The organism is Peribacillus loiseleuriae (assembly GCF_001183985.1).
In the GTDB taxonomy this organism is placed as follows: Bacteria; Bacillota; Bacilli; order Bacillales; family DSM-1321; genus Peribacillus; species Peribacillus loiseleuriae.
This window is the reverse complement of sequence record NZ_LFZW01000001.1, coordinates 1111662-1126223: the sequence shown is the minus strand read 5'-3', so window position 1 is coordinate 1126223 and position 14562 is coordinate 1111662. Positions and strand designations below refer to the sequence as shown.

Below are 14562 nucleotides of genomic sequence, written 5' to 3'. Positions count from 1 at the left end.
TTATATTCATATACATCTAATTATTTACTTGCAATTTCAATCACTTTTTCTGGCATTACATGCAAACCGTTCGCAGTCACATGAACAACAATGTAGTATGTCCCTGCTTCTTCAAATGTGTATCTGCTACTATAATCCCCTTTAGCCATATGTTCTGCAGGTAACATTTTTCTCTCGTCTTGTCCCGCTCTACGAACCTCAAACACAACATCGTCAGCGTCTGCTACCGTCTTCGATCCTTGCATAACCGAAACAACCAGCTGCATTTCTGTCCCACTTGCCATTACTCCTTCTGTTTTAATCACAGCGGTCAGAGGAATCAGTTGACTACTGACTTCTTCACCTTCAGGTTGAGCGTTTCCTTGGCAAGCTACAAGCATCATGCTTATTAATACCCCTAATACTATTTTTTTAATCATCTCTTCTCACCTTCCATTATTTATCACACTTTTAGCCATAGTTACCCGGTAATTATAAAATTATACAAACTTCACCAATAAAGAAATTCAGACTTATTAATTCAAACATTTATGAAATCTTTTGAAAAAGGCTAATATATGTTCATAATGAGCCATATAGTTGAAATAATAACGAAATTAGGTTATTTTCACAGTTTGACGATATGGCTTTCCTTTTCTATAATGAACGTATTTACTTAATTTTGAAGCAGGGGTGATTAGATGGGGTATTAATTAATGGACGAATGAATAAACAATTTTTCCTTGACCAAAATGCAGGTAGATATATTCTTCTTAACTGCAGACAGGTCGATGTGATTTCCCGTCCGTATGCCACTGGTCACTGCGCTTAATTTGAACGGTGCAAAAACTATACGAATTTACCAAACAACTTATTCTTTAATATCTTAGGAGGTGGACTCCTTATTCGTCTTCACGACGAGTTAAGGGAGACTATTTGGACATAATAAACTTGGTTTTCATAGCCATTTTAATTGCTTTGACGGCATTTTTTGTAGCCTCGGAGTTTGCGATTGTGAAAGTAAGAAGTTCAAGAATTGATCAATTAGTCGATGAAGGTAGAATCAATTCCGTTCCAGCTAAGCATGTTATTTCCAATCTAGATGAATATCTTTCAACCTGTCAACTTGGAATCACTGTCACAGCCCTCGGACTTGGGTGGCTCGGAGAACCGACTATTGTAGAGCTACTTAAACCTTTATTGACGCAATTTGATATGCCAACTTCTGTTACACATTTCATATCGTTTGCCATTGCTTTCGCTTTTATTACCTTTATTCATGTGGTAGTTGGCGAATTGGCACCGAAAACTGTAGCCATTCAAAAAGCTGAGCAAATAACCTTGCTCGTATCCAGACCATTGATTTTATTTAATAAAATCATGTATCCATTTATTTGGATTTTAAATGGTTCAGCTAGGTTGCTCGTGAAAATGTTTGGATTTGAGCCTGTTTCAGAAAATGAATTGGCCCATACAGAAGAAGAACTTCGTATAATCGTGTCTGAAAGCTATAAAAATGGTGAAATTAACCAATCAGAGTTTAAGTATGTGAATAACATTTTTGAATTTGACGATCGGATTGCCAAAGAAATTATGGTGCCTCGTACTGAGATTGCTACCCTATCGATTGATGATACGATAGAAGAATTTTTCAGCGTGATCTCAAAAGAAAAATATACCCGCTATCCTGTGATTGACGGCGATAAAGACCATGTCATTGGAATGGTTAATATTAAGGAACTATTCACTGAAATGATTGCGAATAAAACACAAGCCACTCAAACAATTGAACGTTACGTTCGTCCAATTATTCGAGTGATTGATACAATACCCATTCATGATTTACTAGTGAAGATGCAAAAAGAACGTGTTCATATGTCCATTTTAATGGATGAATATGGCGGAACCTCCGGATTAGTGACAGTTGAAGATATTCTAGAAGAAATCGTAGGCGACATTCGCGATGAGTTTGACCTTGACGAAATTCCTGAGATTCAGAAAATAAAGGAAGATCATTATATTCTTGATGGAAAAGTACTAATTAGCGAAGTCAATGATTTGATAGGTCTTGAAATCATCGATGAAGATATGGATACAATCGGCGGCTGGATCTTATCAGAGAATTACGAGGCTAAGCAAGGTGATATCATCGAACACGAAGAGTATTGCTTCAAAATAAAAGATATGGAAGACCATCACATCCGTTATATAGAAATCTATAAAACAGTCAAAATGGCCAGCGAAGTGAAAGAGTTTCCACAGCATACCCAAGTGCATAAACAAAAAAAAACACAGCCTTCTACTGAAGTCGTTTCTTAAAGATGAAGAATGAGGAAAGGATCCTATCCTTTCCTCATTCTTGTGTAATTTCCGCCACATCTAATCTGTCTATTTATTTTTAAAAAAGAAATTTATTTATATGTAAATAATTCTCAATTCCAAACAAATCCCCTTCATTTTTAGAGAATTAACCATGCAATTAATAGTACAGCCGCTACTATTTGGACAACCGTCAATAACCCAGTATAAATGGCAACCTTCCCACCTTGTTCAACTAAATCTCCCAGTTGAATTCTTAATCCGATTCCCGCAAGAGCTACTACTTCAAGAAAAGTCCCGGTATTTTGTATCACTTCCTGCAGTAGGATCGGAAAGGAGAATATGCTATGTAATGCACATAGCAGCAAAAAACCTGAAATATACCAAGGGATTGGAAATTTTATTTTTGTACTCTTCTCTATTGGGGCTTTTTTGCTATATCTCCTCAGCACATAAATGACGGCACCGAGTAATAAAATCCTGACCATTTTATAGACGGTAGCTTCTTCTTTTACGACTTCACTGACCATACTTCCACTTGCTACAACTTGTCCAACTGACTGAAGCACCCCTCCAATCATTGCTGATGATGGTTGCGGTTCTTGTTTATATAGCAATGCTGTTACAAGGGGCAAAATAAACATGAGAACAGTGCCTGTTAAATTGACAACTGTTATGGCAAGTGATTTTTCCTTTTCCGCAGCTTGAATAGCAGGGGCTGTTGCAGCAATCGCCGAAGACCCGCAAACAGCATTTCCGCTCGCCATTAATAGTCGAAAGTTTTCTGGAAGTGCTAACTTTTTTCCTATCCAAAGCGCCGACATGAGCGTTACAGCCATTTGTATCAAGATAAAAACCACTCCAGAAAAACCAATTTCTACAATCGAATGAAAACTGATAGATCCGCCTAATAAGATGATTGCATAATAAAGCAATTTTGATTCTGAATATTTTGTTCCTGCATTGAACCGCCTAATCTTTCCAGTACCCACATTTCCGACAATAATCCCTGTAATAATTGCAAAAGTTCCTGCTCCGAATAAAGGGAATTTATTTGCGATTAAGATGGTAAAACAAGCGATTACGATACATAAAACTAAACCTGGAACGATTTCTTTCACTTTCGACATTCTCAATCCTCATTTCTAGGTGCGCTAAACAAAAGACTTATCTTATCATAAATCCTAATATGATTGCATTCAATTCCAAAATTATTTTCATCTCTTTTTCTATTTTTTGGGATGAAAATTAAAGATGCCCTTCCTCACTTTAGTAGTATCCAAACCTATTTATAAATAATTATCATAGATTACACTGGTTTTAATTAAAGCATAAACGAAAAAAGATACAAATAAAGGTGTCCCGTGACGAAAACGGACACCTTTATTTGTATTTGTCTACTTGTACAAGTCCTTACTTAATCCATTTTTCCATAAACACCAATTCATCTGTGTTATACCCAAGGTTTTCATAGAAGCCAATTACTTTTACATTATCGTACTCAATTAAAAGATTGATTTTCTTACAGCCGATTTTTTTCAACCTCTGTTCTAATTCTTCCATAATCAACCTACCTACCCGTTTTCCTTGATAATCAGGATGAACGGCTAAATGATTAATCCAGCCCCGGCGTCCATCGTACGAGCCCATCACAGACCCAACGATTTTCTCGTTTTCTTCTGCAACTAAAAACAGTTCTGAATCTCTTCCTACTTTATGTACAATCCCTTTGAGTGAGTCTGAAACTGATACTGTAATTCCTGCCTGTTCCCAAACGCTTGCTACCTCTACATAGTCTCCTAATGTAAACTCGCGTATCCTCATTGAACATCCTCCGTTATCGTTTCAATTATTTGTTGTAATTCATCCATATGTATTTTTCATTCACATGATTCTGATGATCATTTCTTTTCTTTCTCCAGGGTATTCGTACACTTTTTGCTGTCAGATATTTTCTATTTAATCTGTTTTAGTAATTTATTCAAAGTATTGTTTGTACCGTTCATATCGAAAGTTAATGAAATATGACAGCTTTCAACATTTTTCTTGCTTTATACTTGATTCTCTGTTAGAAGTAAAATTCCTACCTCTCACTCATTGGTCAATATTTCAAAGCATTTATTCTTTTCACATTGTCATTTTATCATTTTCGCATTATTATGAAAACACTATTTGTGAGATACAATTAAAATAAGATTGGATATAGCATATTATGTCGGCTGACAAGATTTAAGGAATCCGATAAAATGCGGAAAATAAATCTACTTTTCAACTTTTATTTTTTTCAATATTATACAAAGATTACAATCCACTTATATTAGAATTGGTAAGCTTTTGATGGAATCTCCTATTTCCCGTTTCCAAACCATTTTAAACGATTACTCACAATGCTCAACTTTTCAATCAAAAAAGACATGTGAATATTCACACGCCTTAAAAGGAATACTTTACTATTAACTTTCATACAGACTTAACTGTTTAAATCGTACAACTGACCTTTTACCATGAAAACAATATTTTCAGAAATATTCGTTACATGGTCACCGACTCTTTCTAGATCGCGACAAATGAATGATAATTGTGCAACTTGTGATGTTACTTCAGGATTTTTCGCAATATATTCTAATAATTCCTGAATAAGTCTTCCATACATTTCGTCAATCTCATTATCGAGCTCTGCCGTTTCTCTTGCCTTATCTTCATCTTGTACATCATAGGCGAGCATGACCTGATTTAACATCGAAGCTGCTTTCTCAGCCATCAAAGGAATGTCATATAATGGTTTAAACAATTCCTTTTCACCGATGCGAATAGTTGATTTTGCAACATTTACAGCCAAATCACCTATTCTTTCTAAATCTGTTGAAATCTTAATGCTTGAAATAATTCTCCTTAAATCTGATGCAACAGGTTGTTGCTTAGCAATCAACCATATAACTTTTTCATTTATTTCCTGATCAATTCGATTAATTCTATAATCTTTATCGATCACTTTTAACGCTCGGTCAATATCCTGTGTGACTAAAGCCTCCATGGATTCATGTAATGCATTGCCTGCTCTTGTCCCCATTTCAAGCACTAGATTTTTAAGAGCAAAAAGTTCTTCTTCAAACCCTTGACGAACACTCATTATTTATCCTCCCTATTATAAGTGAAACTTCAAACAGTAGGGTTTTCTTCATCCCACTGATCGTGAGTCCCACTCTAGTGTCGCTAATACCTCCGTAAAGCAAAGATAAAGCAACACTACGAACCTGATTGGTTCCACTATATCTTTAGTAAGTTTCAGAATATCTCACCAATCATGCTTTTACTCCCGTTAATGTGGGATAAAACCAAAACTGTTTTCTAATCTTAGCCTCTATGTATTAGAGCATATAATAGATGGATCATTATTTTCAACAAATTTACATAACATTTACATTCCTCAATCGTTTCAGCGATACCCACTTAAATGACAATTACACCATCATCCCTGAGGCGATTAACATAACAATGATGCGACCGCTCAAACTCAAGTATACGCTCTTCAACTCGTCTTCCTTGTTTATCTGGATACAATGTTTCGTCCCCATAGTGTGGAAAAACCCGTACATCCGTTACCCCTAAACCTGTTAAATCATCCAAGCCCACCGAATCCATCTCTGGGGAGAATTGCTGCATCAACTTAATATCAGGACCAAGAACGATAGAACCTGTGCTCACTCCTACAAGCAGCCCACCATTTTCAGCAAACTCTCGAATAATCGTATCTGCCCCACTTCTTTTGAGATGATAAAGTAAATAGAATGGATTACCTCCATTCAAATAAATGACATCGGATTGCCGAAGTATCTCAGGTTCTTCAAACTCAATATTTACAAAACGAACATTCTTCATTCCCATTTCATGAAAATCACGCAATATCTTTAAAGCAAACTCGTTATTCAATTTTTTATTAATTGAAGCAGTCGTTATAATTGATATCCTAGCGTCCTCTGGTTTAATTTCAAAGCATTGCAAAAAACGACTTCTAATTGCACCAGTATAAAAACCAGCTGATGTTAATAAAATTTTCCCCATCGACTCTCCCCCTCGCTTTGTATTAACAGTTCAGCAGCGATTCGGAAAACTCCTGCTGCATTTCCCAAGATATTTATCATCTCATGTCTCTAATCCAATTTTTTCTTTAGTAAAGATTACGGAAATGGCGAACTAGATCCATTGTAGAGCTACAACCTTCAGATGTTCACGCTTTCTCTTTGATTTTGAGACAACCGCATGTCACTATGATATTTAATAGGTAGCTATGCACTCTATTCATTGCCATAGACACATGTTATAATCAATTTCGTTGCATATCCATACGTTCCCTATTTAATCAAGTCATTTTTTATATAAAGGAGTGTTTAGTTGAATCCCGCTAGATTAAAACAAGAATGGTTTGGCAATACACGTGGAGATATTCTGTCGGGTATCGTTGTTGCGTTAGCCTTAATTCCCGAAGCGATTGCATTTTCAATTATTGCCGGGGTAGATCCGATGGTTGGCTTGTATGCCTCATTTTGCATTGCGATTGTCATTGCCTTTGTAGGTGGCCGCCCTGGGATGATTTCAGCAGCTACTGGAGCAATGGCACTTGTCATGGTTGATTTGGTTAAAGATTATGGCCTGCAGTTTTTATTAGCTGCGACCATTTTGACTGGGATCATCCAAATTTTACTTGGCATATTTAAAATCGGCAAACTGATGAAATTTATCCCGAGATCTGTTATGGTTGGCTTCGTCAATTCATTGGCAATCTTAATTTTTTCTGCTCAATTCACTCACTTTGTCGGTGAATCATGGGTAATGTACGTGATGACCGCTGGTGCACTTGCAATTATCTATTTATTCCCTTATGTTACTAAAGTCATTCCATCACCGCTTATTGCAATTATTGTCATGACCATCATCGCTGTCACAACAGGAGCTTCTGTTCGGACAGTCGGTGATATGGGGGAACTTACGCAAGCCTTACCTACGTTCTTCCTTCCTGACGTTCCATTTACGATGGAAACATTCATGATTATTCTTCCTTATTCACTTGCATTAGCATTTGTAGGACTACTAGAGAGTTTACTAACCGCTCAAATTGTAGATGATTTAACCGACACAGAAAGTAATAAGAACACAGAAGCACGAGGCCAAGGAATCGCGAATATCGTTGCGGGGCTTTTCGGTGGTATGGCTGGTTGTGCCATGATTGGACAATCAGGCATTAATATTAGATCTGGCGGTCGCGGCAGACTTTCTACCTTTGTTGCTGGTGGTTTTCTATTAATATTAATTGTTCTATTAAATGATGTTCTTGTGAAAATTCCAATGGCAGCCCTTGTTGGTGTGATGATTATGGTTTCGATTGCTACATTTGATTGGTCTTCACTGACAAAACTGCATCTAGTTCCTATCACTGACACATTGGTCATGCTAGTGACAGTAATCGTTGTTCTTTACACAAATGATCTTTCCAAGGGCGTATTTGCTGGTGTAATCTTAAGCATGATTTTCTTTTCGGTTAAGGCCTCTAAAGTGCAAGTTGAAAAAAAAGCGGTTGAAAACAGCAAAGAGACTCTATACTACGTACGAGGCCCTCTGTTCTTTGCGTCCGTACAAGAATTTGTGAAACAATTTGACCTAAAAGAAGCAAACAATCATGTTATTATTGATTTTAGTCGCTCGAAAGTATGGGACGATTCTGCTGTAGGTGCGGTGGATAAGATCATCTTGAAATACCGAGCACATGGTAAAACGGTCCAACTTAAGGGTCTTGATACAGAAAGCTCACAATTGCTCAAAAAACTAGCTGCATATAAAGTAGAAACAGTAAATTAATCCATACAAAAACGAATATGGCGTTAAAACGCCACCATTTACTATGAAGGATCCATCCTATACGCTACACTCCCTAATCACAATGGCGGCGGTGCGGAGCCAAATTTTGGAATACTTTCTTAATAAAGTACGTATATCTGCAAAGTAGATTGGCTATATGAGTAAGTTGCAAAGCCCCGTCCCCATGTCCTTCATACAAAAGAGGCTGTCCAAACAGCAAAGGATCAGACCCCACAACAACTAAACCAGTATGTAGTGTATGAAACACTACATACTGGTTTAGAGTGCGAAGTCAGACCCTTATGGGACAAACCTCTTTTATATTTATTAATTCGTGAAAATGTCAGTTAACACAGGCACGATTTGTTTCTTACGTGATACAACACCTTCAAGAACAGCAATTTTATTATTCAATGTGACATTATATGCACGTTCAACAGCTTGGGCTTGTGCACCTAGTGCAAGTCCGACAGAATCATTTGTCAAAATATCGGTTACGACAAATAGGAATAAGTCTAATCCTTTGTCTGCGATTACAGCCTCAATTGCTGCTTCCAATTCTGATTGGTGTGCTAACACTTCATTCACATCGACTGCATTTACTTGGGCGATTTCCACTTTAGCATTCCCCATTGTGAATTCTTTAGCATCTAGCGAGATGAGTTGAGAAATCGTTTTGTCACTAAGATCCGCACCAGCTTTAAGCATTTCAAGACCATACGTTTCCGCATTAACCCCGGAAATTTCTGCTAATTCCATTGCAGCCGCAACATCTTGTTCTGTGCATGTTGGTGATTTGAACAATAATGAATCAGAAATGATTGCGGAAAGCATCAGCCCCGCAACTTCTTTTGGTACTTCAAGTTTGTGTTCTTTATAGATCTTATTTAATATTGTTGCTGTGCAACCAACCGGTTCAGCACGATAGTACAACGGATCGCTCGTTTCGAAATTCGCAATTCGGTGATGATCAATGACTTCAATGACTCGAACTTGATCAATGTCTTCTACACTTTGTTGACGCTCATTATGGTCTACTAATATTACATCAGCAGCTTCTCCTTTCGCTGCTGTAATCAGGCGAGGTGCTTCGAATTTAAATGTATCAAGTGCATATTGTGTTTCACCGTTTACTTCGCCTAGGCGAACGGCTTCAGCATTCATTCCTAATTGTTTTTTCAAATCAGCATAGGCAATTGCTGAACAGATGGTATCAGTATCTGGATTTTTATGCCCGAAAACAAGTACTTTTTCCACGTTATTACTCCTTTAAATTAAAATTGTTTCAATTCTTTTATTTTAGCATAAAGTCCTTTGCAAAACACATTTCAAAATTGCAATTTTATTCTTTCAATAAAATTATATTATTAATTATCATATCCTTGCCCATTCTATCAACCATTTGATAGAATAAGCAATTCAAGCACTTATTTTACAAATATTTCAGCAAAAATTATGCTTTTTATAAAAATCAAGATTTGATTTATTTTTGTTTATCCAGTACGATAATAAAGAGCGAATCACAATATATAGACGTTAAAAACTTAAAATATATCTATATATAGAAATTAAACGTTATTTGTAATAATGCCACTTTGCAAATATGGATAGCATCGTCGTACAAAATCCTACAAATTCACTTAACTAGATATAGCTCTCTAACTTAAGTGAGTGAATGAAAAGATCGTCTGCAAACCAACATTTTTTATATTTGCGAGATTTTTTGATTCACTCACCATGTGTGACCAATGCGAATCGGCTTTTTACAAAAAACGCTACGATTTTTTGATTGTATTTAAGGAGGAGCTTACTATGAACCTACCAATTAATAATTCTTTCGCCTTTCCTGATGTGGAAGATTTTACAGAAAATGAAAACTCACTACAATTAAACCACCTGTCCAAAGATTTCGAAGGCAAATTGGACATGGACAAATATAAGAAACGCTTTATGAAGTGGCTTGATCGCCAAGACGGTCCCACAGAAGAGCAAACATCCAAGAAACTTATCCAAATGGCTCTTGAGAGTGTCGACATTGACGCTCCAGACTGGACGTTTGTCGCAGCGGCTGAGTTATTGAACTCCATGTATCGAGAAGCACAGGCTAATCGAGGCTATGAAGGGATAAAATATGGCTCACTATATGAATTGATTCACTTAATGTCCAGCGTCCAAGGCGGACAGCGCTACCCAGTTTATAAAGCCGAATTACTTGATGCTTACACAAAGGAAGAAATTGACGAGTTAGGCTCTACCATCGATCCTGAAAAAGACAAACTTTTCTCCTATATTGGTCTCTACTTATTAAACGATCGATACCTTGCACGCCCAAAGAATAATGCTGTCTATGAGTTGCCCCAAGAACGGTTTATGATCATCGCAATGGAAATTATGCGTCTTGAACCTAAAGAATATCGACTTCAATTCGTCAAAGAAGCTTACTGGGCCATGTCCAACCTCTACATGACCGTTGCAACACCTACTCTTTCGAACGCAGGGAAAACACATGGACAACTAAGTTCTTGCTTTATCGACGCAATTGAAGACTCCATTGATGGCATTTATCTATCAAACTATGATGCTGCGAAAGTTTCTAAATTCGGCGGTGGTGTTGGACTTTATGTCGGTAAAATCCGTTCACTCGGTTCGGACATTCGTGGTTTCTCAGGGAACAGTTCAGGAACAACACCTTGGATTCGCTTATTTAACCAAACAGCAGTAAGTGTCGATCAACTCGGCCAGAGAAAAGGAGCAATTGCGATCTATCTTGATGCATGGCATAAAGATATTATGAGTTTCCTAGATTTAAAAACACAAAATGGCGACGATCGTCTGAAAGCACATGATATTTTTACTGGCGTTTGTATTCCTGATCTTTTTATGGAAGCTGTAGAGAATCGTAAAGAATGGTATTTATTTGATCCACATACAGTCAAGCAAACACTTGGGTTCTCACTTGAAGATTTCTATGATGAGAAAAAGGGCGAAGGAAGCTTCCGTGATCATTACGCACTTGCGGTAGAAGCAGCCAAAAACGGTGTTCTTCCAAACTATGCGTTTGAAAAAATTAACGCAATCGAAATTATGAAAAGTATTATGATTTCTCAGTTAGAAGAAGGCGTTCCTTACATGTTTTATCGGGATGAAGTGAACCGAAAAAACCCGAACAAACATAAAGGAATGATTTATTGTTCGAACCTATGTACAGAAATCGCACAAAACTTAAGCCCTTCTTCCATTACGGAAGAATATGAAACAGAAGATGGCGATGTTGTCATGATTCGTAAGAGCGGTGATTTCGTTGTATGTAACCTCTCTTCCATCAATCTGCCTCGCGCTGTTGGAGCTGAAGTTCTAGATAGACTGATCCCGATTCAAGTACGAATGCTTGATAACGTAATTGATGTCAATAATTTGCCTGTCAAACAAGCGGAAATCTCAAACAAACGATACCGGGCGATTGGTTTAGGCACATTTGGATGGCATCACCTGCTTGCAGAGAAAAACATTTACTGGGAGTCAGACGAAGCTGTTGAGTTTGCTGACACTCTCTATGAGAAAATTGCTTATCTAACTATCAAAGCATCAAATGAACTAGCAAAAGAAAAAGGTAGCTATCCATATTACGAAGGCTCTGATTGGAATACTGGCAACTACTTCGAAATTAGAAATTACCAAGATGAATCTTGGACAGCTTTAAAAGAACAAGTACAAAAGCATGGCGTCCGAAATGGATACTTGATGGCGATTGCACCAAATTCCTCGACTGCGAAAATCGGGAATTCAACAGATGGTATTGACCCACTTTATGAAATTGAATTTTACGAAGAAAAGAAAAACTTTAAATTCAAGGTAACGGCTCCAGGATTGACGCCTTCAACCTATGAATACTATAAGAAAACGCGATTCCACTTATCGCAAAAAGAAAGCATCCGACATAACGCAGCTCGTCAACGTCATATCGATCAAGCAATCAGCTTTAACCTATACGTCCATAACACCATTAAAGCGAAAGATTTACTTGATATACACATGTCCGCCTGGAACAGTGGAATGAAATCAACTTACTACGTTCGTTCCACTTCTTCAGAATATGATAATGCATGCGAAAGCTGCTCTAGTTAAAAGCGAACGGCGGCCAATCTGCACGAACTTGAAATCGGAATTGATTAACCATATGAATTTTGAAATGAGCATGAATAACATAGACGCCTTATCCGTTGTAAAAAAAATAAAGTAATACTAGTTGTGCGTGTTCAAAAAGGAGGATAAAAAAAGCCGAGAAATTCGAGGAGCAAATGTCTCTAGACCTGTGCGTATACAGTAATACGTGAGGACCTGAGAGACAAAGCGACAAAGAAATTTGACAGCTATTTTTACCGGACTTTTTGAACAACCTCTAGTACACATCCGAGGCTGTCCCATAGCGAAAGGGTCAGACCCTACATCTACTATATATCGTTTAAGACGTGAACATGACACATTAAACGGTGTATAGAGTGTGAGGTCAGACCCTTTTGGGACATCCTCTTTTAATACGAGTTTTATACGAACTTATATTCCCTAACAGTGAGCGTTCAATAAGAATGATAAGAAGAACCCAAAAGTTCGAGTAGCGATAATCCGTCCCGGGAACCGAAGTGACAAAGCTTTGATAATTAGCCAACTTTAGAGCCTACTTCCATGAAATTGCCTCGTACTTTGATATAGTCTTTTTCATATTTCAAGAATTTTTATCGGACTTTTTGAACAACCTCTACATAACAAAGGAGCGATTACATGACAACCCACATTAATAAAATCCGCTTGTTAGAACCTACATATCCTACAAAGGCAACTGGGGTATTCAAAGGTGAGGCATCCGGTTTTCTCCTCTGGAACGATATCCAATATGAAAAATTTTATGATATCTATACACAACTAATCAATAACTTTTGGAAGCCTTCAAGTGTAAATATGATTCAGGATAAAAAGCAGTGGGGTGATTTAGACGAAGACATCCAAGACGCTTTTCTAGACATTCTTACGATGATTGCAGGTATGGACAGCTTACAAACACCAACACTAGTGGAGATTCTTCGATATGTCAAAGACCCTGCTGCTAAGGCCATTCTAGCGAACATGGCGCAGCAAGAATCGATTCATAACGAATCTTATTCTTACATCCTTGCTTCATTGGTTCCTCTTGATAAGCAGAAACATTTGTTTGACCGTATCAAACAGCATCCACAGGTTGTAAAACGAAATAAACCCATTGTAGATGCTTATCAGAAATTTGTTGATGATCCAAGTCCACAACATTTATTCGAAGCTTTAATTCATTCAACAAATCTCGAGGGTATTTATTTCTATCTTGCCTTTGCCTTCTATTACAATTTAGGCCGGCAAAACCTGATGACTGGTTCTGCAACGATGATTTCCTATATTCACCGTGATGAGATGGTCCACTTTGACTTTGTCGGAATGCTTGTGCAAATTTTAATGTATGAATATCCAGAGTTGAACAATGAAAGCAACACGAAATTCATTTATGAAACGTTAGAAAAAGCTGTTGATTTAGAAAAAGAATGGTCTAAGTATATGCTTGAAGACATTCAAGGAAAAGCAGATCTTGATTTAGAAGAGTTTTACGAATACATTGAGTACATTGCTAATAAACGATTGCGCATTTTTGGATTGGATAATCTCTATAAGGAATATCCAGAAAATCCAATGCCTTGGATTAAGACATTTGATGACGAATCAATCAGACTGACAAAAACTGACTTCTTCGAACAGAAGTCTAGAACGTATAGTCAGGTCAATGCAAGCAATGGATTCGATGAACTATGAAGACCGCCATCGTGTACCATTCTGCTGGGGGGAATACAAAAGCCCTAGCAGAAGCCATTTTTTCTTTTTTGCCAGAAGCGAAGCTATTTGGAATCAAAGATTTTGACCTTAGCACGATTTCCCAATATGAAGGTTTATTGGTAGGTACTTATACATGGGGCGATGGAGATTTACCCGCAAAAATCGTTCCATTATATGAAGAAATAGAAGTTGCTCAAGTACCCCACTTAGTTACTGGCGTATTTGGTACAGGTGAAACAAATTACAATCATTTTTGCGGTGCTGTTAACCGCTTCCGCGACATGCTATTTGCCAACACCCAATTAGCCGTTACCTTAAAGATTGAGCAGGTGTATCAAGATTCAGACCTTTATCGAATTAAAAAATTCACGGAAATTTACAAAACAAAATTAACGGCACAACAAAATAAGTTTGAAAACAAAGCTATCCTATAGCGAAAAGGTCATACCTTACACGATCAACTGTATATTGTGTGTGAGGTATGACCTTTTTGACTAATCCTTTTCATGAAATCAACTATCGAACAATACGAATTTACTATATTCTTATGCATACATT

The 14562-nt window shown here is 37.3% G+C and carries 11 protein-coding genes; 5 read left to right on the top strand and 6 right to left on the bottom strand.

Going from position 1 to position 14562, the window contains the following annotated elements; all coding sequences use genetic code 11:
* Positions 1-20 precede the first annotated feature (20 nt).
* Positions 21-419, bottom strand: coding sequence for a FixH family protein (locus tag AC625_RS05080; RefSeq protein WP_049680284.1), 399 nt, complete (start codon positions 417-419; stop codon positions 21-23).
* Positions 420-915: 496 nt separating this feature from the next.
* On the opposite strand from AC625_RS05080, the gene AC625_RS05075 reads away from it, so the two are divergent.
* Positions 916-2298: a hemolysin family protein gene (locus tag AC625_RS05075; RefSeq protein WP_049680283.1), complete on the top strand. Its 1383-nt coding sequence runs from the start codon at positions 916-918 to the stop codon at positions 2296-2298.
* 140 nt (positions 2299-2438) lie between these two features.
* On the opposite strand, the gene AC625_RS05070 is transcribed toward AC625_RS05075, so the two are convergent.
* From AC625_RS05070 to AC625_RS05055, 4 genes are all read right to left on the bottom strand, one after another.
* A complete protein-coding gene (locus AC625_RS05070) occupies positions 2439-3428 on the bottom strand; it encodes a YeiH family protein (protein ID WP_049680282.1) in 990 nt (329 codons plus the stop codon).
* A 283-nt stretch (positions 3429-3711) separates the two neighbouring features.
* Positions 3712-4122, bottom strand: coding sequence for a GNAT family acetyltransferase (locus tag AC625_RS05065; protein WP_049680281.1), 411 nt, complete (start codon positions 4120-4122; stop codon positions 3712-3714).
* Positions 4123-4768: 646 nt separating this feature from the next.
* Positions 4769-5428, bottom strand: coding sequence for a phosphate signaling complex protein PhoU (gene phoU, locus AC625_RS05060; protein WP_180320064.1), 660 nt, complete (start codon positions 5426-5428; stop codon positions 4769-4771).
* A 320-nt stretch (positions 5429-5748) separates the two neighbouring features.
* Positions 5749-6360 (bottom strand): Type 1 glutamine amidotransferase-like domain-containing protein, encoded by a 612-nt coding sequence (locus AC625_RS05055; protein WP_049680279.1) that lies wholly within the window; start codon positions 6358-6360, stop codon positions 5749-5751.
* 330 nt (positions 6361-6690) lie between these two features.
* Between AC625_RS05055 and AC625_RS05050 the strand changes: the two genes are divergently transcribed.
* Positions 6691-8151 carry a SulP family inorganic anion transporter gene (locus AC625_RS05050; protein ID WP_049680278.1) on the top strand — a complete coding sequence of 487 codons (1461 nt, stop codon included), beginning with the start codon at positions 6691-6693 and terminating at the stop codon, positions 8149-8151.
* 327 nt (positions 8152-8478) lie between these two features.
* Here AC625_RS05050 and AC625_RS05045 read toward each other — a convergent pair whose 3' ends face one another.
* A complete protein-coding gene (locus AC625_RS05045; RefSeq protein WP_049680277.1) occupies positions 8479-9408 on the bottom strand; it encodes a manganese-dependent inorganic pyrophosphatase in 930 nt (309 codons plus the stop codon).
* A gap of 555 nt (positions 9409-9963) precedes the next feature.
* On the opposite strand from AC625_RS05045, the gene AC625_RS05040 reads away from it, so the two are divergent.
* The 3 genes from AC625_RS05040 (at position 9964) to AC625_RS05030 (ending at position 14438) form a co-directional block, all read left to right on the top strand.
* On the top strand, positions 9964-12276 hold the full coding sequence (locus tag AC625_RS05040; RefSeq protein WP_053178009.1) for a ribonucleoside-diphosphate reductase subunit alpha: 2313 nt from the start codon (positions 9964-9966) through the stop codon (positions 12274-12276).
* A gap of 654 nt (positions 12277-12930) precedes the next feature.
* Entirely contained in the window at positions 12931-13983 is a 1053-nt protein-coding gene (locus tag AC625_RS05035; RefSeq protein ID WP_049680276.1) for a ribonucleotide-diphosphate reductase subunit beta, read from the top strand.
* On the top strand, positions 13980-14438 hold the full coding sequence (locus tag AC625_RS05030) for a flavodoxin domain-containing protein (RefSeq protein ID WP_049680275.1): 459 nt from the start codon (positions 13980-13982) through the stop codon (positions 14436-14438). The genes AC625_RS05035 and AC625_RS05030 overlap by 4 nt, the downstream gene beginning before the upstream one ends.
* The last annotated feature ends 124 nt before the right edge of the window (positions 14439-14562 follow it).